General features: G+C 69.6%; 29 protein-coding genes and 1 pseudogene. 15 read left to right on the top strand and 15 right to left on the bottom strand.

What is annotated here, in order from left to right; translation table 11 throughout:
- Positions 1-119 precede the first annotated feature (119 nt).
- Positions 120-1,319 (bottom strand): acyl-CoA dehydrogenase, encoded by a 1,200-nt coding sequence (locus DJ017_RS01325; RefSeq protein WP_111527016.1) that lies wholly within the window; start codon positions 1,317-1,319, stop codon positions 120-122.
- Between the two features lie 167 nt (positions 1,320-1,486).
- Between DJ017_RS01325 and DJ017_RS01320 the strand changes: the two genes are divergently transcribed.
- The 3 genes from DJ017_RS01320 to DJ017_RS01310 all read left to right on the top strand — a co-directional run bounded on the left by DJ017_RS01320 (position 1,487) and on the right by DJ017_RS01310 (position 4,934).
- Positions 1,487-3,964: a TonB-dependent receptor gene (locus DJ017_RS01320; RefSeq protein ID WP_111527015.1), complete on the top strand. Its 2,478-nt coding sequence runs from the start codon at positions 1,487-1,489 to the stop codon at positions 3,962-3,964.
- The gene (locus DJ017_RS01315; protein ID WP_111527014.1) at positions 3,964-4,641 is read left to right on the top strand and encodes a Fe2+-dependent dioxygenase; all 678 of its coding nucleotides are present in this window, start codon (positions 3,964-3,966) and stop codon (positions 4,639-4,641) included. Before DJ017_RS01320 ends, DJ017_RS01315 begins: the two co-directional genes overlap by 1 nt.
- Before the next feature lie 110 nt (positions 4,642-4,751).
- Complete coding sequence (locus DJ017_RS01310; RefSeq protein WP_111527013.1) at positions 4,752-4,934, top strand: hypothetical protein; 183 nt, start codon at positions 4,752-4,754, stop codon at positions 4,932-4,934.
- A gap of 12 nt (positions 4,935-4,946) precedes the next feature.
- Here the strand turns inward: DJ017_RS01310 and cysQ are convergent, their stop codons facing one another.
- Both cysQ and DJ017_RS01300 read right to left on the bottom strand, forming a co-directional pair.
- The gene (cysQ, locus tag DJ017_RS01305) at positions 4,947-5,720 is read right to left on the bottom strand and encodes a 3'(2'),5'-bisphosphate nucleotidase CysQ (protein WP_111527012.1); all 774 of its coding nucleotides are present in this window, start codon (positions 5,718-5,720) and stop codon (positions 4,947-4,949) included.
- Positions 5,717-5,917, bottom strand: a complete 201-nt coding sequence (locus tag DJ017_RS01300; protein ID WP_111527011.1) for a DUF3553 domain-containing protein — start codon at positions 5,915-5,917, stop codon at positions 5,717-5,719. The genes cysQ and DJ017_RS01300 overlap by 4 nt, the downstream gene beginning before the upstream one ends.
- Positions 5,918-5,983: 66 nt before the next feature.
- On the opposite strand from DJ017_RS01300, the gene chpT reads away from it, so the two are divergent.
- The 3 genes from chpT (at position 5,984) to DJ017_RS01285 (ending at position 7,910) form a co-directional block, all read left to right on the top strand.
- On the top strand, positions 5,984-6,661 hold the full coding sequence (gene chpT, locus DJ017_RS01295) for a histidine phosphotransferase ChpT (RefSeq protein ID WP_111527010.1): 678 nt from the start codon (positions 5,984-5,986) through the stop codon (positions 6,659-6,661).
- Positions 6,662-6,744: 83 nt separating this feature from the next.
- Complete coding sequence (locus DJ017_RS01290; RefSeq protein ID WP_111527009.1) at positions 6,745-7,110, top strand: response regulator; 366 nt, start codon at positions 6,745-6,747, stop codon at positions 7,108-7,110.
- Positions 7,107-7,910 (top strand): CheR family methyltransferase, encoded by an 804-nt coding sequence (locus tag DJ017_RS01285; protein ID WP_111527008.1) that lies wholly within the window; start codon positions 7,107-7,109, stop codon positions 7,908-7,910. Before DJ017_RS01290 ends, DJ017_RS01285 begins: the two co-directional genes overlap by 4 nt.
- A 73-nt stretch (positions 7,911-7,983) precedes the next feature.
- Here the strand turns inward: DJ017_RS01285 and DJ017_RS01280 are convergent, their stop codons facing one another.
- Genes DJ017_RS01280 through nepR form a run of 4 tightly spaced genes read right to left on the bottom strand, consistent with a single transcriptional unit; the run spans position 7,984 to position 10,742 of the window.
- Positions 7,984-8,121: an entericidin A/B family lipoprotein gene (locus tag DJ017_RS01280; RefSeq protein WP_111527007.1), complete on the bottom strand. Its 138-nt coding sequence runs from the start codon at positions 8,119-8,121 to the stop codon at positions 7,984-7,986.
- A gap of 45 nt (positions 8,122-8,166) precedes the next feature.
- Entirely contained in the window at positions 8,167-9,879 is a 1,713-nt protein-coding gene (phyK, locus tag DJ017_RS01275; protein ID WP_111527006.1) for a sensor histidine kinase PhyK, read from the bottom strand.
- 15 nt (positions 9,880-9,894) lie between these two features.
- Positions 9,895-10,494: a sigma-70 family RNA polymerase sigma factor gene (locus tag DJ017_RS01270; protein ID WP_111527005.1), complete on the bottom strand. Its 600-nt coding sequence runs from the start codon at positions 10,492-10,494 to the stop codon at positions 9,895-9,897.
- Positions 10,494-10,742: an anti-sigma T factor NepR gene (gene nepR / locus DJ017_RS01265; RefSeq protein WP_319417936.1), complete on the bottom strand. Its 249-nt coding sequence runs from the start codon at positions 10,740-10,742 to the stop codon at positions 10,494-10,496. The genes DJ017_RS01270 and nepR overlap by 1 nt, the downstream gene beginning before the upstream one ends.
- Positions 10,743-10,907: 165 nt before the next feature.
- On the opposite strand from nepR, the gene phyR reads away from it, so the two are divergent.
- Complete coding sequence (phyR, locus tag DJ017_RS01260) at positions 10,908-11,708, top strand: anti-anti sigma factor/receiver protein PhyR (RefSeq protein ID WP_111527004.1); 801 nt, start codon at positions 10,908-10,910, stop codon at positions 11,706-11,708.
- A 103-nt stretch (positions 11,709-11,811) separates the two neighbouring features.
- Positions 11,812-11,985 carry a DUF1328 family protein gene (locus tag DJ017_RS01255; protein ID WP_111527003.1) on the top strand — a complete coding sequence of 58 codons (174 nt, stop codon included), beginning with the start codon at positions 11,812-11,814 and terminating at the stop codon, positions 11,983-11,985.
- 75 nt (positions 11,986-12,060) lie between these two features.
- Here DJ017_RS01255 and DJ017_RS01250 read toward each other — a convergent pair whose 3' ends face one another.
- The 4 genes from DJ017_RS01250 to groES all read right to left on the bottom strand — a co-directional run bounded on the left by DJ017_RS01250 (position 12,061) and on the right by groES (position 14,763).
- Entirely contained in the window at positions 12,061-12,360 is a 300-nt protein-coding gene (locus DJ017_RS01250) for a hypothetical protein (RefSeq protein WP_193539986.1), read from the bottom strand.
- 13 nt (positions 12,361-12,373) lie between these two features.
- On the bottom strand, positions 12,374-12,619 hold the full coding sequence (locus DJ017_RS01245) for a hypothetical protein (RefSeq protein WP_111527002.1): 246 nt from the start codon (positions 12,617-12,619) through the stop codon (positions 12,374-12,376).
- Between the two features lie 158 nt (positions 12,620-12,777).
- The gene (groL, locus tag DJ017_RS01240) at positions 12,778-14,415 is read right to left on the bottom strand and encodes a chaperonin GroEL (protein ID WP_111527001.1); all 1,638 of its coding nucleotides are present in this window, start codon (positions 14,413-14,415) and stop codon (positions 12,778-12,780) included.
- 60 nt (positions 14,416-14,475) lie between these two features.
- The gene (gene groES / locus DJ017_RS01235) at positions 14,476-14,763 is read right to left on the bottom strand and encodes a co-chaperone GroES (RefSeq protein ID WP_111527000.1); all 288 of its coding nucleotides are present in this window, start codon (positions 14,761-14,763) and stop codon (positions 14,476-14,478) included.
- Positions 14,764-14,999: 236 nt separating this feature from the next.
- Between groES and DJ017_RS01230 the strand changes: the two genes are divergently transcribed.
- The 3 genes from DJ017_RS01230 to DJ017_RS01220 all read left to right on the top strand — a co-directional run bounded on the left by DJ017_RS01230 (position 15,000) and on the right by DJ017_RS01220 (position 17,157).
- Positions 15,000-16,223: an SAM-dependent methyltransferase gene (locus DJ017_RS01230; protein ID WP_111526999.1), complete on the top strand. Its 1,224-nt coding sequence runs from the start codon at positions 15,000-15,002 to the stop codon at positions 16,221-16,223.
- 98 nt (positions 16,224-16,321) lie between these two features.
- Positions 16,322-16,732, top strand: coding sequence for a hypothetical protein (locus tag DJ017_RS01225; protein ID WP_111526998.1), 411 nt, complete (start codon positions 16,322-16,324; stop codon positions 16,730-16,732).
- Positions 16,733-16,791: 59 nt separating this feature from the next.
- The gene (locus DJ017_RS01220) at positions 16,792-17,157 is read left to right on the top strand and encodes a VOC family protein (protein ID WP_111526997.1); all 366 of its coding nucleotides are present in this window, start codon (positions 16,792-16,794) and stop codon (positions 17,155-17,157) included.
- 178 nt (positions 17,158-17,335) lie between these two features.
- On the opposite strand, the gene DJ017_RS01215 is transcribed toward DJ017_RS01220, so the two are convergent.
- Positions 17,336-18,634: an acyl-CoA dehydrogenase family protein gene (locus DJ017_RS01215; protein ID WP_111526996.1), complete on the bottom strand. Its 1,299-nt coding sequence runs from the start codon at positions 18,632-18,634 to the stop codon at positions 17,336-17,338.
- Positions 18,635-18,796: 162 nt separating this feature from the next.
- On the opposite strand from DJ017_RS01215, the gene DJ017_RS01210 reads away from it, so the two are divergent.
- The 3 genes from DJ017_RS01210 to DJ017_RS01200 all read left to right on the top strand — a co-directional run bounded on the left by DJ017_RS01210 (position 18,797) and on the right by DJ017_RS01200 (position 22,768).
- Positions 18,797-20,119, top strand: coding sequence for an acyl-CoA dehydrogenase family protein (locus DJ017_RS01210; protein ID WP_111526995.1), 1,323 nt, complete (start codon positions 18,797-18,799; stop codon positions 20,117-20,119).
- A 112-nt stretch (positions 20,120-20,231) separates the two neighbouring features.
- Positions 20,232-21,725, top strand: a complete 1,494-nt coding sequence (locus DJ017_RS01205; protein WP_111526994.1) for a tannase/feruloyl esterase family alpha/beta hydrolase — start codon at positions 20,232-20,234, stop codon at positions 21,723-21,725.
- Between the two features lie 290 nt (positions 21,726-22,015).
- On the top strand, positions 22,016-22,768 hold the full coding sequence (locus tag DJ017_RS01200; protein WP_111526993.1) for a sulfite exporter TauE/SafE family protein: 753 nt from the start codon (positions 22,016-22,018) through the stop codon (positions 22,766-22,768).
- A gap of 208 nt (positions 22,769-22,976) precedes the next feature.
- Here the strand turns inward: DJ017_RS01200 and DJ017_RS01195 are convergent, their stop codons facing one another.
- Both DJ017_RS01195 and tadA read right to left on the bottom strand, forming a co-directional pair.
- Positions 22,977-23,858, bottom strand: a complete 882-nt coding sequence (locus DJ017_RS01195) for an SDR family NAD(P)-dependent oxidoreductase (RefSeq protein WP_111526992.1) — start codon at positions 23,856-23,858, stop codon at positions 22,977-22,979.
- A 74-nt stretch (positions 23,859-23,932) separates the two neighbouring features.
- On the bottom strand, positions 23,933-24,379 hold the full coding sequence (gene tadA / locus DJ017_RS01190) for a tRNA adenosine(34) deaminase TadA (RefSeq protein ID WP_111526991.1): 447 nt from the start codon (positions 24,377-24,379) through the stop codon (positions 23,933-23,935).
- 12 nt (positions 24,380-24,391) lie between these two features.
- Between tadA and DJ017_RS01185 the strand changes: the two genes are divergently transcribed.
- Positions 24,392-25,588 carry a pseudouridine synthase gene (locus tag DJ017_RS01185; protein WP_111526990.1) on the top strand — a complete coding sequence of 399 codons (1,197 nt, stop codon included), beginning with the start codon at positions 24,392-24,394 and terminating at the stop codon, positions 25,586-25,588.
- Here the strand turns inward: DJ017_RS01185 and DJ017_RS20680 are convergent.
- Positions 25,545-26,168, bottom strand: a pseudogene (locus DJ017_RS20680) (enoyl-CoA hydratase/isomerase family protein); the annotation flags it as partial. The gene DJ017_RS01185 and the pseudogene DJ017_RS20680 overlap by 44 nt on opposite strands.
- Positions 26,169-26,180: the final 12 nt, after the last annotated feature.

Raw genomic sequence — 26,180 nt, 5'->3', positions numbered from 1 at the left:
GTTCCCTCACGAAGGGGACTCCCTTACACCTGTGAGGTAAACACAAGGTTTGACTGAGGGTGCGACCGATGGCGCACCCCAGGCCCTCTCCAAGCCTCTGTCCCGGAACGATTTTTGGCCTAGAACGCGTTTTCGCCGGTGATGGCGCGGCCGAGGATGAGCGCGTGCACGTCGTGGGCGCCCTCGTAGGTGTTGACCGTCTCGAGGTTCGCCGCGTGGCGCATCACGTGGTACTCGCCAGAGATACCGTTGCCGCCGTGCATGTCGCGGGCCTCGCGGGCGATGGCCAACGCCTTGCCGCAGTTGTTGCGCTTCATCATCGAGATCGCTTCCGGAACCCAGGCGCCCTCGTCGATCAGCCGGCCGAGGGCCAGGGCGCCCTCGAAGCCGAGCGCGATCTCGGTCTCCATGTCAGCGAGCTTCTTCTGCACCAGCTGGCGCGAGGCGAGGGTGCGGCCGAAGAGCGAGCGGCTGGAGACGTAGTCGCGCGCCGCGTGGAAGCAGAACTCCGCCGCGCCCATGGCGCCCCAGGCGATGCCGTAGCGGGCCTTGTTCAGGCAGGAGAACGGACCCTTCAGGCCGGAGACGTTCGGCAGCATCATGTCTTCGGGTACGAAGACGTCGTCGAGGGCGATCTCGCCGGTCACCGAGGCGCGCAGGCTGAGCTTGTTCTGGATCTTGGGGGTCTCGAAGCCCTTGGCCCCGCGCTCCACCAGGAAGCCGCGGATCACGCCGTCGAGCTTGGCCCAGACCAGGGCCACGTCGCTGATCGGCGAGTTGGTGATCCACATCTTGGCGCCCGAGAGCGAATAGCCGCCGGCCACCTTCTTCGCGACGGTGCGCATCGAGGCCGGGTCCGACCCGCCGTCCGGCTCGGTCAGGCCGAAGCAGCCGACGATCTCGCCCTTGGCCATGCCCGGCAGGAACTTCTTCTTCTGCGCTTCGGAGCCGAAGGCGAAGATCGGGTACATGACCAGCGAGGACTGCACGCTCATCGCCGAGCGGTAGCCGGAGTCGATGGCCTCGATTTCGCGGGCGATCAGGCCGTAGGCCACGTGGTTGACCCCGGCGCAGCCGTACTCCTCCGGGAGCGTCGGGCCGAGGAAGCCCAGCTCGCCCATCTCGGTCATGATCTCGCGGTCGAACCGCTCGTCGGCGAAGGCCGAGACCACCCGCGGCAGGAGCTTGTCGCGGGCGTAGGCGCGGGCCGCTTCCCAGACCATGCGCTCTTCCTCGGACAGCCGCGAGGCGAGGTCCAGCGGGTCATCCCAGCGGAAGGTCTTCTGGGCGGTCTTCTGGGGCGCGGTGTCGAGGGCCATGGCGGGTCTCCCTAGGTGAGCGGCGGCCTTATGGCCGGAAAACGGCGCGTCGGGTAGGCGCCTTTCCGTGTCGCGGGTGAGGTGGGGCCATTTTTGCAACTCATTCGCATTTACAGCTCAGATGGACCTAGTTAAGAACGCTTCGCAATTGCAACGGGAGAGCGTTCATGCGTCGCGTGTCGTCGGGCGTCGTCAGCTATCGGAAGCCGCGGGCGCGGCTGGCGGGGGCGCTGGCGGCGCTGGGCGGCGTCGCGGACGCGGGCGCGGCCCACGCCGATCAGGGCGTCGCCGTGGCCGCCGAGGTGCAGGGTGTGCAGGTCATCGGCCAGCGCCTGCCGCTCGACCGCGACACCGGCCTGTCGGTCCTGCCGAACAGCGTCCAGGACACGCCCCAGGCGATCAGCGTCATCGACCAGGCGCAGCTCAAGGCGCAGGGCGTGAACACTCTCGAACAGGCGCTGCGCAACGTGCCGGGGATCACCATCGCCATCGGCGAGGGCGGCACGCTCAACGGCGACCAGTTCAAGATCCGCGGCTTCGACGCCAAGGACGATGTCTATGTGGACGGCCTGCGCGACTTCGGCGTCTACACGCGCGACAGCTTCGCCTACGAGGAGGTCCAGGTGCTCAAGGGCCCCTCCGGCGCCCTCTTCGGGCGCGGGACCACGGGCGGGGCGATCAACACCCTGTCGAAACAGCCGAAGCTCGACGACTTCGGCGCGGTCGACCTCTTCGCCGGCTCGGGCGACTACTACCGGGCCCTCGCCGACGTGAACCACAGGATCGGCGAGACCTCGGCGATCCGCCTGAACCTCATGGGATCGAACACCGGCGTCGTCGACCGCGACCTCATCTATTCCAAGCGCTGGGGCGCGGCGGTCAGCGGCGGCTTTGGGCTGGGGACCGACACCACCGCGGTGGTCAGCTACCTGCACCAGCACGATCACCGCCGGCCCGACTACGGCTTGATCATCGTCCAGCCGCCGGGCAGCCTCACGGCGATGCCGGCGAGCGAATACGGCGTCGGGGTGGAGCGTTCGGCCTTCCTCGGCTTCCGCAACGACGTGGACCGGACCGACGCCGACATCCTGACCGTCCGCCTGACGCACAAGGCCTCGGAGGCCCTGACCTTCACCTCCGACACCCGCTACGGCGTCTATTCGCGCTACTTCCAGTACTCGACGCTCGACCAGTGCAACGCCGCCTGCACGACCGCCCTGTTCGACAAGGATCCGGCGACCGAGGCCTTCGGCGGCATCGGCGGCTCCAGCCCCTACGACATGGACGCCTGGGGCCTGCAGAACATCTCCACCGCCCGCTGGGACGCCCGGTTCGACCGGTTCCGCAACCAGGCGATCCTCGGCGTCGATCTCTCGAAGCAGGTGAACGACAAGTCGTTCCTCGCCTACGCCCTGCCGGCCGGCGTCACGACCCGGCCCAACATGCCCCATCCGATCGTCGACCCGAACCCGGACTTCCCGGCCGGCTACACGCTGTTCACCCCGATCCCCGGCCAGAACATCGCCTGCCCCAAGAGCGGCAACTGCACGACAACTGTCCTCGGCTCCACGGTCTTCACCAACGTCGCCGGCACGGGGACCCTGGCCAGCCGCGGCGAGAGCACCGACCTCGGCGCCTTCCTCACCGACCGGCTCTGGCTGATCGAGGAGTTGTCGCTGATCGGCAGCCTGCGGCTCGACCGCTACACCGCCGAACTGGAGAGCACCCTCTACAGCGGCGCGGCCTCGCCGCCCGGCGGCCTGAAGGTGCGCTCCAGCCTGACGAGCCCACGCGTCAGCGTGGTCTTCGAGCCTGCCGCCGATCGGACCTTCTATCTCTCCTGGGGCAAGTCGCAGACGCCGCAGGGAACCTCCGTCGTCGGCGCCGGCACGGCCCTGACCGTCACGGCCCGCGACCTCGCGCCGGAGGAGAGCGAGATCCTCGAGGCCGGCGCCAAGATGGCCATCCCGCACACGCGGCTGGCCGCCACCGCCTCAGTCTTCCAGGTGAAGAAGGACAACGCCCTCCAGGTCGACCCCGCAACGGGCTTCCTGCAGGCCCAGTCGGGCGAGCGCCAGGAGGTGAAGGGCCTCGAGCTCTCCCTCGCCGGCAAGCTGACCGGCGCCTGGCAGGTCTCGGCGGCCTACAGCTACCTGGACGCGAAGATCCAGGACTCCTCGTCCAACTGCGCCGTTCCGACGAGCACGAGCGGAACGCCCACCGGCATCGTCTGTCCGCTCGGCGTCACCGCAGCGATCCCCGTCCGCAACACCGTCGCCATCGGCCGCCAGGTCGCCTTCGTGCCGAAGCACGGGGCCTCGCTCTATTCGACCTACGACCTCTCCGGCTGGATCGAGGGGCTGAGCGTGGGCGGCGACGTGGTCTACCAGTCCAAGCTCAACCTCGCCTACCAGGCGCGCAGCCTGAGCTACGCCGACCGTTCGACCCTGGTGGCCTCCCGCATCGCCGAGGTCCCCGACAGCGTTACCCTCGACGCCTTCGTCAGCTACAGCCGCGGCCCGTGGCGCGTCGCGGTGAACGCCTACAACCTGGCCGACCGCCTGAACTACACCCAGGTGTTCTCGAACCGCGCGGTCCCGGCCCCCGGCCGCTCCGTCGTCCTCTCGCTGGGTGCGAGGTTCTGATGCTGATCACCCTCGAAGACGTCCTCTCCGCCGACCAGGTGGCCGATTTCCGCCGCCGCCTGTCGGCGACCGACTGGGTCGATGGCCGGGTCACCGCCGGCGAGCAGTCGGCCCGCGCCAAGCGCAACCTTCAGGTCCCGGAGGACGCGCCCCTGGCCCGCGAGCTCGGCGAGATCGTCCTCGGCGCGCTCGGGCGCAATCCCGCCTTCGTCTCGGCGGCCCTGCCGCTGCGGGTCTTCCCGCCGCTGTTCAATCGCTACGACCAGGGCATGGGCTTCGACACACATGTCGACAACGCGATCCGCTTCTCGGGCCCGGTCCGCTACCGGACGGACCTCTCGGCGACGCTCTTCCTCACCGATCCGGAGGACTACGAGGGCGGCGAGCTGATCGTCGAGGACTCCTATGGCGAGCACGACGTCAAGCTGCCGGCCGGCCACATGGTGCTCTACCCGGCGACCAGCCTGCACCGCGTCGCCCCGATCGTCCGAGGGTCGCGCTGGGCCTCCTTCTTCTGGATCCAGTCGATGGTCCGTTCGGACGAGAAGCGCGCCCTGCTGCACGATATGGACACCGCCATCCAGGCGCTCTCGGCCAAGGTCGGGCAGGGGGATGCGTCGGTGGTCAGCCTCGCCGGCTCGTACCACAACCTCATCCGCATGTGGGCGGAGGTCTGAGCACCGGCTCGGCCGCCCGCGCGAGGAGACGCCATCTTTGATGACGCTCGGCGCAACCGCCGGGCGGGTTCGGTGTTCCACCGGAGAACCGTGGCGCAAGGAACGGCCGCATGATCGCCGCCCTGGCATTCGCAAGACCCTTCGCCGTGCTGGCGGCGTTCGCCTTCCTCGCCGGATTTCTCGGCTACACGGCGCTCGGCCATCCGGCGCGGGCCATGGCCCAGGTCGAGCTGCGGCCCGCGGCGTCCTCGGGGCCGGCCTCCGACGACTGGAACCTGCCCAAGCACACCTGAGGCTGCGGCGGCTCAGCCGCCGCGCGCCACGAACCAGCCGTTCTTGAAGCCGTCCTGCGCCTTGCCGTAGCCGAAGGCCTCGCCCTCCGGCGTGGTGACGCGGCCGCCCGCCGCTTCCAGCACCGCGTGGCCCGCGGCGATGTCCCACTCCATGGTCGGTCCGTGCCGCGGATAGATGTCGGCGGCGCCCTCGGCGATCCGGCAGAGCTTGATCGAGGAATCCATCGCCTGCTCGCGGTGGAAGCCGTACTGCCCGCGCAGCGCCTCCAGCGTCTCGGGCTTCATGGTGTGGCTGATCAGGACCAGGGCCTTGCCCTCGGGCCAGCGGCGCACATGCACCGGCTCCGCCGCGCCGCCCTCGACCCGCTTCATCGCCTTGCCGCCCGAGGTGAACCAGCACTCGCCGGTCGGCGGGCAGGCCACCGCGCCGGCCACCGGCCGGTGGTTCTCGATCAGGCCGATGTTGACCGTGAAGCTCGGATCGCCGCGGACGAAGGCCTTGGTGCCGTCCAGCGGGTCGACCAGGAAGAAGCGCGGGCCGATGGCGTCGGGCGTGCCGTAGCGCGCCGCGTCCTCCTCGGAGATGATCGGCGTGTCGGGGAATTCCTTGCGCAGCGCCTCGAGGATCAGCGCCTCGGCGCGATGGTCGGCCTCGGTGACGGGGCTCTCGTCGGCCTTGTGCGTCACCGCCACGCCCGACCGCCACAGCGGCAGGATGAGCCGCGCGGCGGCCTCGCAGATCTCGGCCAGCTTCGGCCCCACGTCATTGGCCGCCACGTCGTTCATCGAATTTCCCTCGGGTCATCGCCCACGAACACCAGCCGGATGACCTCGGCGTCGATCACCTGCTTTCCGGCGTTCTCGAAGTTCACGGTCACCTTGCGGCCAGCCACCGACTGCACCTGGCCGAGCCCCCAATCCGCTTCCGCCGGGTGGCGCACGAGGACGCCCGGTTCGAGGAATGGATCCAGATGAGGTCGCATGGCTGGCGCTCTCATATGGGCCCGAGGGCGTTTTCCAAAGGCTCAAATCACGCCAAGGTCCCGACCATGACCGACATGCCGGCCCCCGAACCCAGCGCCGACCCGACCGCCGCGGCCGTGCGCCCGGCCGAGCTCGCCGCCTACCTGGCGGCGCGCATGTGTCACGACTTCATCAGCCCGGCGAGCGCCATCGTCTCGGGCCTCGACCTCCTGGAAGACCCCTCCGCGCAGGACATGCGCGAGGAGGCCATGTCGCTGATCGCCACCTCGGCCCGCAAGCTCGCCGACCTGCTGCAGTTCAGCCGGGTGGCGTTCGGCGCCTCGGCCTCGGCCGAGACCTTCGATTCCCGCGATCTCCAGAAGCTTGCCCAGGGCGTCTTCGCCCACATGCGGGCCGAGCTGGAATGGGTGGTCGAGCCTCCGGCGCTCAACAAGCCCGCCGCCCGCACCCTGCTCAACCTCGCGCAGATGGCCGGCGCGGCCCTGCCGACCGGCGGCGTGGCGCGGATGCGCGTGGTGCAGGAGGCCGGGTCGGTGGCCATCGCCGCCGAGGCCGTCGGCCCGCGGGCGCGGCTGCGTCCCGAGGTGCTGCGCGGCCTGCAGGGCCAGCCCCTGGGCGAGGGCCTGCACGGCCACTGGGTGCAGGCCTACTACGTGCATCTGTTCCTCACCGATGCGGGCGGCCGGGTGTTCGCCGACGTCAGCGAGGAGAAGGTCGTCTTCGCCGCCACCGTGCCGGTCTGATCCGCCGGGATTCCCGGCGGTAACGCTACCGGTCCTTAACCATCCCCGCGCGAGAATGGCCGGCGAGGATGGAGCCTTCTCACGTGAAGACCTGCCTGGTCGTCGACGACAGCCGCGTGGTGCGCAAGGTGGCGCGCCGGATCCTCGAGGATCTCGGCTTCGACGTGGCCGAGGCCGGCGACGGGGCCGACGCGCTCTCCTTCTGCCGCGCCACCATGCCCGACGCGATCCTGCTCGACTGGCACATGCCGGTGATGAGCGGGCCCGAGTTCCTGCGGCGTCTGCGGCTGGAGCCGGGCGGCGCCGATCCGCGGGTTATCTTCTGCTCCGGCGAGACGCGCATCGCCCGCATCCGCGAGGCGCTCGAAGACGGCGCCGACGAGTTCATCATGAAGCCCTTCGACGCCGACATCGTCATGGGCAAGCTGGCGCAGGCGGGCGTGGCATGACGCCCAAGGAGCGCGACTACATCGCCGGGCTCTGCGCCACCCACGCCGGCCTCAACATCGACACCGAGCGCGCCTACCTGATCGAGAGCCGCATGGCCGCGGTCGCCCGCCGCGAGGGCTTCGGCTCGGTGGAAGAGCTGGTGCGGGCGGTCCGCGACCGCGGCGAGGAGCAGGTGATCTGGACCGTCGTCGAGGCCCTGGCCCCGGCCCAGACGGCCTTCTTCCGCGAGCCTGCGGTGTTCGAAGCCTTGCTGCGCGAACTCCAGGAAGGGGTCGAGCTCGGCGCTTCGCTGCGCGTCTGGAGCGCGGCCTGCGGCACGGGACAGGAAATCTACTCCCTGGCCATGCTGCTCGAGGAGCGAGGCGTGGAAGGGATCGAACTCTTCGCCTCCGACCTCAACGGTCGGATGATCGAGAAGGGCAAGGCGGGGATCTACAATCAGTTCGAGGTGCAGCAGGGCCTCTCCGCCCGGCGCCTCGTGCGCCACTTCGACAATCACGAGGAGGCGTTCATCGTCTCCGCCGACCTGCGCCGCGCGGTGCGCTGGCGGCGGCACAACCTGATCGAGACGCCCAACGGCATGGGCAGCTTCGACGTCATCCTCTGCCGCAACGTCCTCGGCGCTCTGCTGCCCGCCGCCCGCGACAAGGTCCTGGCCCACCTCGCCGGCGCCCTGCGCATCGGCGGCCGGCTGGTGCTGGGCGCCGCGGAGACCGTGACGCCCAAGAGCGGCCTCGTGGCCGTGGCCGGCGAGCCGGGGGTGTTCGAACTGCCGGCCGCGGTCCGCGTCGCCGCCTGATCCGCAAAGCAAAAGCCCCGCCGCTGAACGACGGGGCCTCAAACCAGGATGCCCCTGGTCCTAGGGCTTTGACCTAGTGCTTGGCGTCCTGAGCCGTTTCGGAGACGGCCTGGCCGGCGGCCTGGACGTCCTTGCCGGCGCCTTGAACGGTGTTGCAGGCGGCCACGGCGAGGCTGGCGGCCAGGGCCGCCAGGACGACGATCTTCTTCATGGGGTCTTTCTCCCGGGAGTGTTGCGAGTCGCGTTCGCCGAACGCCTAAGCTGCCGCCTGGTTCCCGTTGGAGGCCTGGGGCTCCGCGCCCGGATTGGGGAAGATCAGGCGGGCGGTGACGCCGCCCCGCGGATTGCGCACCAGTTCGGTCCGGCCGCGCAGCTGCCGGGCGAAGGCGGTCATCAGGGTTCGCCCGACGCCGGAATTGGCGAGGGAGTCGTCGTTCGTCTCCCCGTCGTCGCTGATCTCCAGCTCGGCCTCGTCGCCGCGCACGGTGAAGCTCACGGTCAGCAATCCGCCGCGCTCGTGGAAGGCGTGCTTCTGGGCGTTGGTGATGGCCTCGACGGCGAACAGGGCGAGCGGCGCCAACCGGTCCGGATCGATGACCAGGGCGTCGACGGCAAGCTCCGTCTGCACCGCGGGCCCGTGGAGCATCTCGCCGGCCACCAGCTGGGCGGTCAGCTCCTCCAGGAAGGGACGCAGGTCGACGCGCTTGAGATCCGGGCCCTGGTAGAGCGCGCGGTAGATGAGGGCGAGGGCGGTGATCCGCTGGCGGGTGTCCGACATGGCCGCTCGCGCCGCCGGGTCGGACAAGGAGCGCTGCTGCATGTTGAGCAGGGACGAGATGACCTGCAGGTTGTTCTTCACCCGATGATGGATCTCGCGCATCAGCGCGTCCTTCTGGGCGAGGGAGTCCCGCAGCGAGGCGTCGCGCCCGACGATGGCGTCGGCCATGTCCTCCAGGGTCTCGGCGAGGTCGCGGATCTCCGGCGGCATCTGGTCGGCCTGGATCGGCCGGACCGAGAGGCGGCCGCGGGCGTAGAGGGCGGCGATGCGCTGCAGATAGGTGATCCAGCGCACCACCACGCGGTCGGTCACCAGCAGCACCGCCATGAGCGCCAGGGCGAAGGTGATCAGCGGGAAGACGATGCCGGAGAGCGGGTTCAGCCACGCCCAGGACAGCAGGCCCGGCGACTTAGCCGACAGCACCACATACACCGCCTCGCCGACCACGGGGGCGGCCGAGTAGACCCGCCGCTGGCCGCCCGGGTCGCGGTCGTACCAGACGTCGGACCCCTGGGTGCGGATCCGCGCGCGCCAGTCGGCCGGCAGGGTGGTGAAGGCCCGCGGGTTGGTCAGGGTGATGTAGCGGCCGGTGGCGTCGGCCAGGGCCACCTCCGAGTGGGCCGGCAGGATTGGGTCGGTCACCGAAGGCTCGAGGCTGGCCAGCCGGATCACCGCCACGAAGGCCCCGTCGAAGCGCCCGTCGGGGGCGGTCGCGCGCACCGCGGTGAGCACCGTCGGCTCCTGGGCGTAGGCCGAGCTGGCGTCGCGGGTGATGACCAGAGGCTGGCCCGCGGCGAGCTGCTGGAACCACGGCCGGGCGGCGCGTTCGCTGTCCGCCGGCACGTCGCCGGCGGCGCAGGCGACCCGGCCGCGGCTGTCGAAGCGGATCAGGTTGGCGTAGCCGGGGATCCGCTGGGTGACTTCGGCCAGGCGCTGGGCGCACTGGAAGCCGACCGAGCCCGGGGCCAGGGTCTGCAGCAGGATGTCGGCGCCTTCCATGCGGGCGCGGGCGGTCGCCGCGCTGCGCTCGGCGGCGAAGCCGAGGTTGCGTCGAAGTTCGACGCGCTCACGGTTGAAGGCGATCGCCGATTGCAGGACGCCGAGCAGCAGCACCGGCAGCAGGGCTGCGGCGAGGGCCGCGGTCAAGCGGACCCGGATCGTGCTCAAGGATTCCCAGGGCAGGCTCGCCATTAGCCCGTTTCCGTCCTACCGGACGGTGCTTAGCCGCTCCGCATCGGCGAGAATAGAGCGCATCGCATCGCTCGCCGGCTCCCCGTCGCGGTCGTAGGCGCCGCCCTCGAGGATGGCGTGCAGGGCGCGCCGCGCGCGGCTCACACGGCTCTTCACCGTGCCCACCGCGCAGCCGCAGATGTCCGCCGCTTCCTCGTAGGCGAAGCCGCCGGCGCCCACCAGGATCAGGGCTTCGCGCTGTTCCGGCGGCAGCATGGCAAGCCCCTGGCGCAGCTCGTCGAGGGCCACCGGCGCCTCCGGATCGTCGACGGCCACGAGCGTGCGCTCGGCCGCTTCCTGGTCGAGCTGGCTCTGGCGCCACGACCGGCGCTTCTCGGAATAGAACTGGTTGCGCAGGATCATGAAGGTCCAGGCCTTCATGTTGGTGCCCATCTGGAAGCTGGCCCGCGCGTCCCAGGCCTTCATCATCGCGTCCTGGGCCAGATCGTCCGCCGCGGCCGGGTCGCCGCACAGGGTGCGGGCGAAGGCGCGCAGATGCGGGATCAGCTGCACCAGCTCACGCTTGAAGGCTTCGTCATCCGCGGGCGCGGACGGCTTTTCCATGTCTTCGGCCATCAGCCGTTCTCCGAGGAGCGGCTGTCGGCCCGGCGCAGGATCTCGAGGAATTCGTCGGGCACGTCTTCGTTGACCACCTGGTCGAACATCTGACGCAGGCGCACGCCGATCGCCTGCTGGCGCAGGCGGGCTTCATCCAGGGCGGCGGACGACTTGCGCCGTTCGCCAGGAGGCCGTTGTTCAATCATATCGTCGGCGTCCCGCTCGCGCGGCGGCCGCCCCCTCATCGCATTCTCGTCGTCGCTCAACGCCCGACTCCGCGCTCGGTTCCCGCAGATGGGCGGACAAGATGCGAAAAACCGGCCAGTTTGGGAACTAGTTCCCCAGGCTGACGTTTTTGGACCATCATGGGGCCAGCGGGTGGGGTGTCCCTCCCGCATGGCCGCCACGCTCCACCCAGGGAGGGGTCATCCTTGAGTCTTCTCGCTCGACTCGCGCCACATCTGCCTTACGTGCGCCGCTACGCGCGCGCCCTTACCGGTGACCAGACCACCGGCGACCATTATGTCCGCGTGGCGCTGGAAGCGCTCGCCGCGGGCGAACGCGTTCTGGACCCCAATCTCACGCCGCGCGTGGCGCTGTATCACGTGTTCCACGCCATCTGGTGCACCTCCGGCGCCCAGCTCGAGGCGCCGCAGGACGAGGAAGCCGCGGTCGACGACACCACCCGCCGTCTGATGCGCATCGCGCCGCGGTCGCGCCAGGCGTTCCTGCTCACCGCGCTCGAGGGCTTCACCCCCTCCGAAGCGGCCCAGATCCTCGGCACCGACTTCTCCGACGTCGAGAAGCTGATCGCCGAAGCCCAGGCCGAGATCGACGCCGAACTCGCCACCGACGTCCTGATCATCGAGGACGAGCCGGTCATCGCCGCCGACATCGAGGCGCTGGTGAAGGAGCTCGGCCACTCGGTGGTCGACATCGCCGCCACCCGCACCGAGGCCATCGACGCGGTCGCCCGCAAGACGCCGGGTCTGGTGCTGGCCGACATCCAGCTCGCCGACGGCTCCTCGGGCATCGACGCGGTGAAGGACATCCTGGCCCGCTTCGACGTGCCGGTGATCTTCATCACCGCCTTCCCCGAGCGCCTGCTGACGGGCGAGCGGCCGGAGCCGACCTTCCTGATCACCAAGCCGTTCCAGCCGGAGACGGTGAAGGCGGCGATCGGCCAGGCCCTGTTCTTCCATCCGCGCAAGGCGTCCAAGCAGGCCGCCTGAGCCCGCGCAAGCGTCGCCGGAACGGCCTGCCCGGGCCGGCGTTGAAATCCGGGAGGGCGTCGCACCCGCGGCGCCCTTTTTGGTTTCGAGAGGAGCGCCTGCCATGCTGGGCTGGTCCCTGGTCTTCGCGGTGCTGGCGGTGATCGCCGGCTTCTTCGGTTTCTTCGGCCTGGCGGGCCTGGCGGCGACGATCGCCAAGGTCCTGTTCCTGGTCTTCCTGGTGCTGCTGGTGGTCAGCTTCTTGATCCGGGCCATCCGCGGCCAGTCGGTCGTCTGACCGCCGAAACGCTCGCGCAAACGACAACGGCCGCCGTTCACACGGCGGCCGTTTCCGTTCGGACTGTGGCTCGGATCAGGACGGAGGATTCTGCGGGTTGCCGCCCTTGGGCGCGAGCGGCGCGCCCTTCTGGTAGTTCTGCCGGCTCACCGCGCCGGGCTGCGGGGCGTTGAAGCTGGCCGCCTCGCTCGGCGCCGGGGTGTTCTTGGGCTGGGTCGAGGCGAGGTCGCCGGCCTTCCAGGCCCATGTGGCCGCGAAGCCCAGCACCGTCAGCGCGATGCCGAAGACCAGCACCCAGAAGATGTTGCGGCCGAGCCGGCCCTGGCGGGCGCGGGTGGCGCCGAGAGTGGAACGTTCTTGTGACGAATAGGCCATCTGGGGCCGCCTCCTACTGGTGCGGGAAATAGCTGAACGGGCCGGTCGAAGCCTGGTCGGCCATGCTCGGCGCGTCCGCGCCGGGCCGGTCGTTCTGGGATGCGCTCAACGAGCCGATCAGCCCGCTCGCCAGGGCCAGGCCCAGCACCGCGCAGATCGCCATCAGGCGCCGCCTGGCCGCCACCTGGCGGTGGCTCGGCGTCTTCAGCAGGGTGAAGCCGGCCGGGTGAGCGAACCGCGATCCGACGCTCGAACGCATGGCGGGCCCTCCTCTCGCCGGCGGGCTCGTTTTGCGCCCGCCAAGCTCGTAACGCCCGGCGCTTCCCCGCCGTTCCAAGCCATCCCGGCCCCGCGCCGGGCAAAGAAAAAGGGCGGGACCTCGCGGCCCCGCCCTCGTTCCTGGCGATGTCGTTCGACTTAGAAGTCCATGTCGCCCATGCCGCCCGGCATGCCGGGGGCCGCGGGCGCGTTCTTCTTCGGCGCTTCGACGATGGCCGCTTCCGTCGTGATCAGCAGGCCGGCGACCGAGGCCGCGTCCTGCAGGGCGGTGCGGACCACCTTGGCCGGGTCGATGACGCCGGCCTGCACCAGGTCGACGTACTCTTCGGTCTGGGCGTTGAAGCCGAAGGTGGCCGAGCCGTTCTCGAGCACCTTGCCGACCACGATCGAGCCTTCGACCCCGGCGTTTTCCGAGATCTGACGGATCGGAGCCTGCAGGGCGCGGCGCACGATGGCGATGCCGGCTTCCTGGTCGTCGTTGTCGCCCTTGAAGCCGTCGAGCACCTTGGAGGCCTTCAGCAGGGCGACGCCGCCGCCCGGCACGATGCCTTCTTCCACGGCCGCGCGGGTCGCGTTGAGGGCGTCGTCGACGCGGTCCTTCTTCTCCTTCACCTCGACTTCGGTGGCGCCGCCGACGCGGATCACCGCAACGCCGCCGGCCAGCTTGGCCAGACGCTCTTGCAGCTTTTCCTTGTCGTAGTCGGAGGTGGTGTCCTCGATCTGCTTCTTGATCTGGGAGATGCGGCCTTCGATGCCGGACTTGTCACCCGAGCCGTCCACGATCGTGGTGTCGTCCTTGGTGATGGTCACCTTCTTGGCGCGGCCCAGCATGTCGAGGGTCACGTTCTCGAGCTTGATGCCGAGGTCTTCGCTGATCAGCTGACCGCCGGTCAGGATCGCGATGTCTTCCAGCATGGCCTTGCGGCGGTCGCCGAAGCCCGGAGCCTTGACCGCGGCGACGCGCAGGCCGCCACGCAGCTTGTTGACCACCAGGGTGGCCAGGGCCTCGCCTTCCACGTCCTCGGCGATGATGAGGAGCGGACGGCCCGACTGCACCACGGCCTCGAGGACCGGCAGCAGCGGCTGGAGCGAGGAGAGCTTCTTCTCGAACAGCAGGATCAGCGGCTCTTCCAGGTCGGCTTCCATCTTCTCCGCGTTCGTAATGAAGTACGGGGAGAGGTAGCCGCGGTCGAACTGCATGCCCTCGACCACGTCGAGCTCGGTCTCGGCGGTCTTGGCCTCTTCGACGGTGATGACGCCTTCGTTGCCGACCTTTTCCATCGCGCGGGCGATCATCTCGCCCACTTCGAGGTCGCCGTTGGCGGAGATGGTGCCGACCTGGGCGATCTCGCTGTTGGCCGAGACCTTCTTGGCGGTCGACTTGATCTCTTCGATGACCTTGGCGACGGCCTTGTCGACGCCGCGCTTCAGGTCCATCGGGTTCATGCCGGCGGCCACCGACTTCAGGCCTTCCACGACGATGGCCTGGGCCAGCACGGTGGCGGTGGTGGTGCCGTCGCCGGCCTTGTCGTTGGTCTTGGAGGCGACTTCGCGGATCAGCTGGGCGCCGAGGTTCTCGAACTTGTCAGCCAGTTCGATTTCCTTGGCGACCGACACGCCGTCCTTGGTCGAGCGCGGGGCGCCGAAGGACTTTTCGATGACGACGTTGCGGCCCTTGGGGCCGAGGGTCACCTTCACCGCGTTGGCGAGGGTGTTGACGCCGCGGAGCATGCGGTCACGGGCGTCGGAGGAGAAATAGACGTCTTTGGCAGCCATTGTTGGCGTCCTTTTTCTGGAATGGGGGGAGGGGTGCGGTCGTCCCGCGGCCTCAGCCGCTTAGGCGAGCACGCCCAGGATGTCGCTTTCCTTCATGATCAGCAGGTCCTTGCCCTCGAGCTTGACCTCGGTGCCGGACCACTTGCCGAACAGGATGCGATCGCCGGTCTTCACGTCGAGCGGCTGGACCTTGCCGTTCTCGTCGCGCGCGCCGGGGCCGACGGCGACGACTTCGCCTTCCTGCGGCTTTTCCTTCGCGGTGTCGGGGATGATGATCCCGCCCTTGGTCTTCTCTTCTTCCTCGACGCGCTTGACGAGGACGCGATCTCCCAGGGGACGAAACGCCATGATGCTCTTTCTCCGTTCGAGACGGTTGTGAATTCAGGTGACGATGGCGGTAAGGCGAGGGTTGTTAGCAGTCCCAGCCCTTGAGTGCCAACGCCGGCGGGGGACGTAGGAAAACAGCTTTCCGGAGTCAAGAGACCGGCGCCGCGAACGCGACGGAACCGGGTTCTCATAAGCCCGTCCGCGGAACCTTGGCCTTGGGGCCGCCGTTGATCCCTCGGCAGGGATACGAGGGCGCCATGGCTTTGCATGCCTATCTGCGACGGGTGATCCGGGAAGGCGACCTCACCGTCCGCCTTCCCGGCGGCGAGGCCATCGTCCTGGGCGACGGGACGGGTATGGCGATCCGCGCGATCATCACCAGCCGCCGCTGGCTGGCCCGCATCGCCGCCAATCCCTCCATGGCGCTGGGCGAGGCCTATATGGAAGGCGGCCTCGTGCTGGAGTCCGGGACCATCCACGACCTCATCGACCTCGCCGGCCGCAACGCGCGGTATCGGCCCCTCAAGAGGGCGGGCGCCCTGCAGCGCTGGTGGCTGGATCGCCGGCTGCAGGCCAATGCCCGCCGCCAGGCCCGCGCCAACGTCGCCCACCACTACGACCTGTCGGTCGACCTCTATCGGCGCTTCCTCGATGTGGACCTGCAGTATTCCTGCGCCTATTTCCCGCATCCGGCGGCGAGCCTCGAGGAGGCCCAGGTCGCCAAGAAGCGCCACCTCACAGCCAAGCTGCTCCTGGCGCGCGGCCAGCGGGTGCTGGACATCGGCTGCGGCTGGGGTGGGCTGGCGCTCAGCCTCGCCGAGGCCGCGCAGGTGAACGTCGACGGCGTGACGCTCTCCACCGAGCAGCTCAACCTCGCCCGCGCCCGGGCCGAGGCCGCGGGCCTGTCCGACCGCGCACGGTTTTCGCTCACCGACTATCGCGACGTCGCCGGTCCCTACGACCGCATCGTCTCGGTGGGCATGTTCGAGCATGTGGGGCGGCCGAACTACCAGACCTATTTCGATCAGGTGGCGCGGCTGCTCGCCGACGACGGCGTGGCGGTGATCCACTCCATCGGACGGGCGGACGGGCCGGCCTTCACCCAGCCGTGGATCGCCAAGTACATCTTCCCCGGCGGCTACATCCCCGCGCTCTCCGAGGTGCTGCCCTGCGTGGAACGGGCCGGACTGATCGTCACCGACGTCGAGATCCTGCGGCTCCACTACGCCGAGACGCTCGCCGCCTGGCGCGCGCGCTTCCAGGCCCGGCGCGAGGAGATCGCCGCGCTCTACGACGAGCGGTTCTGCCGGATGTGGGAGTTCTATCTGTCGTGCAGCGAGATGGCCTTCCGCCACCGCGGGCACTTTGTCTTCCAGCTGCAGCTCGCCAAGCGCATCGACACCGTGCCGATCACCCGCGACTACATCGGCGAGGCCGAGGCGCGGCTGGCGACGCCGGCCCGGCGCGTGGCCGCCGCCTAGCCGGACGCGGCCAAACGGCTCCCCTCGTCGGCTAGCCCTTGTTCCGGAAGCCAACGTCTGTTTGAACTCTGGCGGACACGCTTCCGGAGAGAAACGCCATGCGTCGCGCCCTCGCGCTTGCCAGCCTGATCGCCCTTGCCACCGCTTCCACCGCTTCCGCCGAGACCTGGAAGAAGTACACCGAGACCAATGGCATCGCCTGGTCCTACGACGCCGACTACGCCTACAAGGACAAGGCCTCCGGCCGCGTGGTGGTTATGCAGGCGATCTCCAAGCCGGCCGCCAACCTCGGCCCCTCCGCCCCGGGCAAGCCCGATGGCGTCGGCAACGTCGTCGCCCTCGACTGCCAGAACAAGAACATGATCGTGCTCGGCGACTACAAGCCGTCCAAGCCGCTGGCGATCGCTGCCGGCTGGCGCTCGGAGACGCCGAAGAAGGTCACCGGCTCTGACAACGAGGCCCTGCTCGGCGCGGTCTGCGCCGGCGCCTCGGCCTACCCCGAGAAGTAAGCGCCTTTCCGCCTCCCGGGCCGCGGTCTAGCCTGACCGCGGCTCAAGAGGAGGACGAGATGCTCGATCACGTCAGCCTGAAGGTCGCCGACTTCACCCGCTCGGCCGCCTTCTACGACGCCGCCCTGCAGCCCCTGGGCCTCCGGCGGCTGATGGGTGACGGCCAGAACTACACCGGTTACGGCGACGACCGTCCGTTCTTCTGGATCGGCCGCGGGGGCGATCCCGGCTCGGGCGCGCACGTCGCCTTCGTGGCCAAGGACCGCAAGACCGTCGACGCCTTCTATGCGGCGGCCATCGCCGCCGGCGGGCGGGACAATGGCGGACCCGGGATCCGCGCCCACTATCACCCCACCTACTACGGCGCCTTCGTCCTCGATCCGGACGGCCACAACGTCGAGGCCGTCTGCCACGCGCCCGCCTGAGGCGAACCTGTCCAAAGCTTCACTGGAAACTCAAGGCCGAGCTTCCTATCTGAGCCGCAATGGGGTGGCTCCTGAAACTCATTCCAGCGATCGCGGCGCTCGCCCTGGCGATCGCGCTGATCTGCCTGGGCGCGGCGCCGCCGCTCTACAGCTAGCCCCGAACAGCTAGGCCCGGGGCTCAGCGCATGCCCACCGGGATGCGCTCGGAGTCCTTCTCGACGGCCGCGCGCTCGTTCTGGCCGCGGTATTTGGCGAACTCCAGGCGGGCGATGGTGCGGTTGTGGACCTCGTCCGGGCCGTCGGCGAGGCGCAGGGTGCGCTGGCCGGCGTAGAGCCTGGCGAGGCCGAAGTCGGAGGTGACGCCGCCGCCGCCGTGCGCCTGGATGGCGTCGTCGATCACCTTCAGCGCCATGGTGGGCGCCTGGACCTTGATCATGGCGATCTCGGTGCGGGCGATCTTGTTGCCGGCCTTGTCCATCATGTCCGCCGCCTTCAGGCAGAGCAGGCGCGTCATCTCGATGTCGATCCGTGCGCGGGCGATCCGCTCCTCCCACACCGACTGCTCGGCGAGCGCCTTGCCGAAGGCCTTCCGGGTCAGGAGCCGCTTGCACATCTTCTCCAGCGCCACCTCGGCCGCGCCGATCGTGCGCATGCAGTGGTGGATGCGCCCCGGGCCGAGGCGCGCCTGACTGATCTCGAAGCCCTTGCCCTCCTCCCAGATCAACGCGTCCTTGATCGGCACGCGGACGTTCTCCAGCACCATCTCGGCGTGGCCGTGCGGGGCGTCGTCGTAGCCGAACACCGGCAGCATGCGGATCACCTTGACGCCCGGCGCGTCGAGCGGCACCAGCACCTGGCTCTGCTGGATGTGCATCGGCGCGTCGGGGTCGGTCTTTCCCATGACGATCGCCACCTTGCACCGCGGGTCGCCGACGCCCGAGGACCACCACTTTCGGCCGTTGATCAAATAGTCGTCGCCGTCGCGCTCGATGCGCGTCTCGATGTTGGTGGCGTCGGAGGAGGCGACCGCCGGCTCGGTCATCAGGAAGGCCGAGCGCACCTCTCCGTCCATCAGCGGCCTGAGCCACTGATCCTTCTGGGCGCGGGTGCCGAAGCGCTCCAGCACCTCCATGTTGCCGGTGTCCGGCGCCGAGCAGTTGAACACCTCCGAGGCGAAGCCCACGCGGCCCATGATCTCGGCCACCGAGGCGTATTCCAGGTTGGTGAGTTGCAGGCCCTCGAAGCGGAAGCTCTCGTCGATCGGCGGGTGGCCGGACCAGGGCGGCATGAACATGTTCCAAAGGCCCGCCGCCTTGGCCTTCTTCTTCAGCTCCTCGAGGATCGGGATCACTTTCCAGCGCTCGCCCTCCTCGTGCTGCTGCTCGTAGGTGGGAACCGCCGGGTAGACGTACTCGTCCATGAAGGCCGAGACGCGACCCATGATCTCCTTCTGGCGGGGGGAGTAATCGAAATCCATGGCGGTTCTCTGGGAGGTCCTGTTCCGGCCCCAAGCGCGGGCGCCTCGGAAAGTTGCATCCGCCGTTCAAACGCTTGTTTGACTTGGGTCAAAATAGGCGCCAAGGGTTTCGCGGGACCGCAGGCGCCAGCGCCGGCGGAGATTGGATTTGGAGCGACCAGGATGACGATGACCGCCGAGCGGCCGGAGAGCGGATTTGGGCTGAGCCCGCAGGACGAGCTGAACGACCTGCGCATGTCGGACAAGGCTCTGCCGCTCTACAATCAGGTGAAGCAGTTCATCCGTGACGTCGTCGAGCCGGCTTCGGAGGAATTCCACCGCCTGGGCGAAGGCCGCCCGGACGTCTGGCAATACGCCCCCGGCCAGCTGGAAGTGCTCGAAGCGGCGAAGGACAAGGCCAAGGCCGCCGGCCTGTGGAACTTCTTCCTGCCGAACGCCGAGACCGGCGAGGGCCTCTCCAACCTCGACTACGCTTACATCGCGGTCGAGCTCGGCAAGAACCGGCTGGCGTCGGAGATCATGAACTGCGCCGCGCCGGACACCGGCAACATGGAAGTGCTGGAGCGCGTCGGCACGCCGGAGCAGAAGGAAAAGTGGCTGAAGCCGCTGCTCGAGGGAAAGATCCGCTCGGCCTACTGCATGACCGAGCTGAACACCGCCTCCTCGGACGCCAAGAACATCGACACCCGCGCCGTGCGCGTCGGCGACGAGTACATCATCAACGGCGAGAAGCACTACATCTCGGGCGCCGGCGACCCGCGCTGCAAGATCATGATCACCATGGTCAAGACCGGCGAGGAGAACGCTCCGCCGCACCTTCAGCAGTCTCAGATCCTGGTGCCGCTGCCCTGCGAAGGCGTGGAGATCATCGGCGGCCAGCAGGTGTTCGGCGACTATGACGCGCCGCACGGCCACATGCACATCCGCTTCAACAACGCCCGCGTGCCGGCCTCCAACATGCTGCTCGGCGAAGGCCGCGGCTTCGAGATCAGCCAGCTGCGCCTCGGCCCGGGCCGTATCCACCACTGCATGCGCGCCATCGGCTCGGCCGAGAAGGCCCTCGACCTGATGGTCACCCGCGGCATGAGCCGCGTGGCGTTCGGCAAGCCCATCATCCAGCTCGGCGGCAACCTTGAGATCGTGTCCCGCGCGCGGATCGAGATCGAGGCCATGCGCCTGATGGTGCTCAAGGCCGCCAAGGCCATGGACGTGCTCGGCAACCGCGAGGCCCGGGTGTGGATCCACATGGTCAAGGCCATGGTGCCGGAGCGGGTCTGCAAGATCATCGACCAGGCCATCCAGATGCACGGCGCCCTCGGCGTTTCGCAGCACACCCCGCTCGCCCGCATGTACGCCAACACCCGCACCCTGCGGATCGCGGACGGCCCCGACGAGGTCCACCACATGGTGGTCGGCCGCAACGAGCTGCAGCAGTTCCGCGAAGGCCCGCACGACAGCTCGATGTCGGCGGTGTTCCGGAACTAAGCGTCGCGATTATCGAGACGGAGAGGGCGGTCCAAGCGGCCGCCCTTTTCTTTTGCGCGGCCGCCAAGCTGTGCTGAAATCCGCCCAACAAGAACGGGTTGGGAGGATCACCATGAAGCGGATGCTGATGGCCGCGGGCGCGGCTATGGCCTTGACGGCGCCGGGTCTGGCGCACGCCGAGACCGCCTGCGCGGACATGGCCAAGGCGGCCCTGCCGCACGCAGAGGTGCTGTCGGCGAAGGTCGAGAAGGCCGGTCAGCTCGAGGCCTGCCGCATCGCCGTGGCGAGCCACCCGACCAAGGACTCCGACATCCGCATCGAGGTCTGGATTCCGCTCGGCGAGGCCTGGAACGGCAAGTTCCTGCAGGTCGGCAACGGCGGCTTCGCCGGCAAGGTCCCGGTGGCGCTGATCAGGTCGATGGCGGCCCGCGGCTATGCGGCGGCCGGCACCGACGACGGCCACGACAGCCCGGTGGGCACGAACGCGGCCTGGGCCCTCGGCCATCCGGAAAAGGTGGCCGACTTCGGCTGGCGGGCGCTGAAGGAGACCACCGACATCGGCAAGGCCATGGTCGTCGGGCAGAAGGGGCTCAAGCCCAAGCGCTCCTACTTCGCCGGCTGCTCGGACGGTGGGCGCGAGGCGCTGATGGAGGCCCAGCGCTATCCGGCCGACTTCGACGGCGTCGTCGCCGGCGCCCCGGCCAACTACATGAGCCAGCTGTTCGGCATCTCCGCGGCCCAGCAGCAGGCGCTCTCGGCGCCGGGCGGCTATCTCGGCGCAGCCCAGCTCCAGCTGATCCAGAAGGCTGCGCTCGCCCAATGCGGCGGCGGCGAGGCCTTCATCCGCGATCCGGGGGCCTGCCATTTCGACCCCGGCAAGCTGCAGTGCAAGGCCGGCGAGGCCGACGGTTGCCTGACCACCCCGCAGGTGCGCGCGGCGCGCGCGATCTACGACGGCCGCCGCGATCCGCGCACGGGGAAGATCGCCTTCCCCGGCTTTTCGCCGGGCGCCGAGGCCCAGCCCGGCAGCTGGCAGGCCTGGATCACCGGTGCGGATGAGGCGCGCCATTCCCAGGCCGCGGGCTATCAGTTCTCGTCCAACGCCTTCAAATACTTCGCCTTCGGAGATCCCGCCTTCGACTTCCTGAAGCTGGATCTCGGCGCGCAGTTCGATCGGGCGCACCGCAAGATGGCGCCGGTGATCGACTCCGACAGCCCGAACCTCGCGGCCTTCAAGGCCCATGGCGGCAAGCTGATCCAGTACCATGGCTGGAATGACCCGGCGATCCCGGCCCGCTCCTCGATCCGCTATTACGAGGACGTCCGCCGCACGATGGGCGAGCCCTCGGGCTTCTACCGGATGTACCTGATCCCCGGCATGCTCCACTGCGCCGGCGGGCCCGGGCCGGGCGAGGTGGACTGGGTCGGCCTGCTCGACGCCTGGGTGGTCGAGGGCAAGGCGCCTGAGGCCGTGGAGGCGAGCGCGGGGAACAACGCCGCCGCCGCGGCCAAGACCCAGCTCCTCTGCCCCCATCCCGGCGTCGCCCGCAAAACCGGGGACGCCTGGAGCTGCGCGGCGCGCAGGCCGTCCAAGACGAAGGGTTGATCCGCTCGATCAACCTTGGCGGAGCGGCAGCTTGGGTGTAGGCGAGCCCCGTTCCGCCATGGATCCCGCAACCGGCATAAGGCGCCCGGCGCATGAGGCGGCGTCTGGACGCGCAGACGCCCCGCGCCGCGAATCCGACGGACCTCCCCGGCTGAGCCATCTTCCGGCGCCGCGTATCGGCGACGTGGATCCGGCTCGCCCTCTTTCCGCGCGCGCGTCGCGCAGCAGACCCCGAACCGGAGCGGCCTGTGCCCGCCCCGTGGGAAGGGTCGCAACCCCGGAGGCAAACTGTGGCTCTTCTTCCCGCGATCTTCCTGATCGCCTCGGCGTTCGTCACCTCGGCGATCTCGGGCGTGTTCGGCATGGCCGGCGGCCTGATGCTCAAGGGCGCGCTGGCGCTCGTCCTGCCGGTCTCGGCGACCTTCGTCGCCCACGGGATCCTGCAGCTCGTCGCTAACGGCTGGCGGGCGATCCTTCACCGCAAGCACCTGGACTGGCGCATCGTGGCGGTGTTCGCCATGGGTTCGGTGGTGGCCGGCGGGATCATGGCCCTGATCGCCGTCGAGCCATCGAAGGCCACCCTCTACCTGCTGATGGGCGTGGTCCCGGCCCTGCTCTGGATCCCGCAGGGCTGGATCTCCCTCGACGCCGCCCAGCCCCGCCAGGCGCTGCTCTGCGGGGTTTCGGTGACGGGCCTCAACCTGACCGCCGGCGTCGCCGGGCCGCTGCTCGACATCTTCTTCGTGCGCACCGCCCTGACCCGGCACCAGATCGTCGCCACCAAGGCCGGGACCCAGGTCTTCTCGCACCTGGCCAAGATCGTGGTCTACGGCGCGCCGCTGATCGCCGTGCACGGCCAGGGCCTGCCGCCCTTCTGGGTGTTCGCGCTGGCCATCCCGCTCTCGATGGTGGGGACGGTGGTCGGCGGCCGCGTGCTGGAGATGATGGACGACCGCAACTTCAAGCGGATCTCGCGCTGGATCGTGACCGTCACCGGGCTGGTCTACCTGGTCGGCGCGGCCCAGCTTTACCTGGCGGGCTAAGCAAGAGCTGCGGAGCAAAAAAACAGCCGGGTTCTTTCGAACCCGGCTGGGGAAGTCATTAGGGAGGAAACGCCCAGGATGGGCGGACCCTGAAATAGGCAGGCCCGCGGGCCATGCAAGGCCCTCCCGCGATTATTTTCGCCGCGGTTGTGGAAAAACCGGTTTGCGCGTTCCGGACGTAGGTGCGGACCCCGGCGTCAGGCCCGCCTCACGCGGGCGTCAGGCCCAGCCGCCGCACGTCCACCGGCTCGCGGAAGAAGACCTGGTCGGCATGGGCCGCGACCTCCTCGGCGGTGTAGGGCCGCCCCGGCTGGAAGCCCTCGGTCTCGACCATCTTGATCTCGCGCACCCCGCGCGAGGAGACGCCGAGGATCTTGCCCGAATGGTCGGCCGCCAGGTCGCTGACCATGTAGAGCACGCCGGGCGCGATGTTCTCCGGCAGGGACAGGGGATCGGGCTCGCGGTCCTTGCGGCCGGGCAGGTCGGCGGTCATGCGGGTGTAGGCGCCGGGCGCGAGGCCCATGACCCGGATGTTGTACTTGCGGCCCTCGATGGCCATCACCCGGACCATTCCGTAGATGCCGGCCTTCGCCGCCCCGTAGTTGGTCTGGCCGAAGTTGCCGTAGAGCCCCGACGTCGAGGAGGTGAGCACCATCGCCCCGCCGCCGTGGTCCTTCATGTGCTTCCAGACCGGCAGGGCGGTGCAGTAGGTTCCCTTCAGGTGGACCTTGATCACCGCGTCCCAGTCCGCCTCTGAGGTGTTGGCGAAGCTCCGGTCGCGCAGGATGCCGGCGTTGCAGACCAGCACGTCGACCTTGCCGAAATTGTCGAGCGCGCTGGCCAGGATGTTCTCGCCACCCTGCACGGTGGAGACGTCGTCGCCGTTGGCCACCGCCCGGCCGCCGGCCGCGACGATTTCATCGACCACCTTCTGCGCCGCCGAGCGGTCCGCGCCGGTGCCGTCCCGCGCGCCCCCCAGGTCGTTGACCACCACGCTCGCCCCTTCCTGGGCGAACAGCTTGGCGTAGGCCTCGCCCAGTCCGCCGCCCGCGCCCGTGACGATGGCGACCTTGCCGTCCAGCAAACCCATGACCAACCTCCCACTGTTCTGATGTTGTGGGCGCATCCTCACGCCCGCATTGGGCGGTTGGCAAGCAGGTCTGCTTACGGGCTGCCCTTGCGGCGGGCGCGGAAGAAGCTGCGGAGCAGCTCGCCCGCCTCCTCGGCGAGAACGCCGCCGGTGACCTCGGGACGCCAGTGGCAGGTGGGCTGGGCGAAGAACTTCGGCCCGTGGACCACGGCGCCGCCCTTGGGGTCCTCGGCCCCGAACACCACCCGTCCGATGCGCGCGTGGCTGATGGCGCCGGCGCACATGGCGCAGGGCTCCAGGGTGACCACCAGGGTGAGGCCGGTCAGGCGGTAGTTGCCGAGCTTCTTCGCCGCCTCGCGGATGGCGACGATCTCCGCATGGGCGGTCGGGTCGTGGGCGCCGATCGGACCGTTGGCGCCGGTGGCGATCACCTCGCCGGTTTGCGGATCGACGATGACCGCCCCGACCGGCGTCTCGCCGCGGTCGGCGGCGGCTTGCGCCGAGTCGAGCGCGATGCGCATGTTCCGAACATCATGGTCCACGATCCGCTACGAACCCGTCCGGCCGGCGCCGGTCAAGCTCCCGCGGGCGATTCCGGCGAGCGGGTCGCCAAGGCCCTGGCCCGCGCGGGGGTCGCCTCGCGGCGCGAAGTGGAGCGGCTGATCGAGGCCGGGCGCGTCGCCCTCAACGGCGAGGTGCTGACGACGCCGGCGGTGAAGGTCGAGCCGGGCGACGTGCTGACGGTCGACGGCGAAGTGGTCGGCGAGCCGGAGCCCGCGCGCCTGTTCCGCTACCACAAGCCTGTCGGCCTGGTGACGACGCACAAGGACCCGCAGGGCCGGCCCACGGTGTTCGAGGCCCTGCCGCCGGGCTTGCCGCGGCTGATCTCGGTCGGCCGCCTCGACCTCAACACCGAGGGCCTGCTGCTGCTGACCAACGATGGGGGCCTGGCGCGCGAGCTGGAGCTGCCCGCGACCGCCCTCGTCCGTCGCTACCGCGCCCGGGCGCATGGCCGGATCACCCAGGAGCGCCTCGACACCCTCAAGCGCGGCGTCACCGTCGATGGCGTCCACTACGGGGCGATCGAGGCGAGCCTCGACAAGGTCAAGGAAAGCCCGCCCGGAAGCCCCTCCGGCGCCAACGTCTGGATCACCCTGACCCTCTCCGAGGGCAAGAACCGCGAGGTCCGGCGGGTGCTGGAGTCGCTGGGACTGAAGGTGAACCGGCTGATCCGCCTTTCCTACGGCCCCTTCGCGCTCGGGACCCTGGGCGTGGGCGAGATCGAGGAGGTGGGCCCGCGGGTGATCCGCGAGCAGCTTGCCGCCCACATTGCCCCGGAGAACCTGCCCAAGGGCGAGCGCGCCCAATGGCGCCGGCCCGCCGTCCAGGTCCAGCGCCGCGCGCCGGCTCAGGCCGAGAGCGAGCGGAAGGCGGAGGCCGAGGCGCCGAAGAAGAAGGAATACAAGCCGGGCTGGGCCAAGCCGAAGGCCAAGCCCGCCGGCCGGGCCGCCCCGCCGCCGAAAGGCGCCGCCAAGGGCGCGCCACGGAGCGGGCCACAGGGCGGGCCCAAGGCTGCGGCCAAGGGCAAGCCTAGACCTTCTGGATCTCCGCGGGCCGACGGCCGGACGCCAGGCCCTCGCGGGCCGAAGGCTGCGCCATCACCTCAAGGAAGGCATGGCGCTCGTCCGCCAGGCCGTCCCAGGTCGGGCGGTCCAGGGCGGCGCGGGTGAGGCGCTTGGCGTAGGCGATCCCTTCGGCGCCGCGCCCTTCCCATTCACCGGCGATCTCCAGGGCCCGGCCCAGCGGATCGGCGTGGAGCTCGTGCACGAGCCCGATGCGGTGCGCCTCCTCGCCGGTGAAGGTGAGGCCGCGCAGGATGATCTCCAGGGCCTTGGCCTCGCCGACGACGCGCGGCAGGCGCTGGGTCCCGCCGCCGCCGGGGAAGATGCCGATGCGGGTCTCGGGCAGGCCGATCGCCGCCACCGCCGGGCTGGCGATGCGCAGGTCGCAGGCCAGGGCCAGCTCGAAGCCGCCGCCCATGCAAAGGCCATTGATCGCCGCCACCACCGGCTTGGGCGCCTCGGCGATGAGGTCCGCCAGCGCCAGGAAGCCGCTCGACGGCCGCTCGTTCGAGGCCGGCCGCGGCGGCGCGCCCTGCAGCGCCTCGCTCATGGCGAAGAGCTCGTCGACGTCGTAGTGGCGGATGAAGATCCCGGGCAGGCCGCCCGTGAGCACGATGGACCGCACCTGTGGATCGGCGACCAGCGGCCGGATCGCCTCCAGCATCTCCTGCGCGCCCGCCGCGGTCATAGTCCCGAACGG

It is taken from the genome of Phenylobacterium soli (assembly GCF_003254475.1).
Lineage (GTDB): Bacteria > Pseudomonadota > Alphaproteobacteria > Caulobacterales > Caulobacteraceae > Phenylobacterium > Phenylobacterium soli.
Note: the sequence above shows the minus strand (reverse complement) of the source record. Positions and strands in the feature narration are given on the sequence as shown.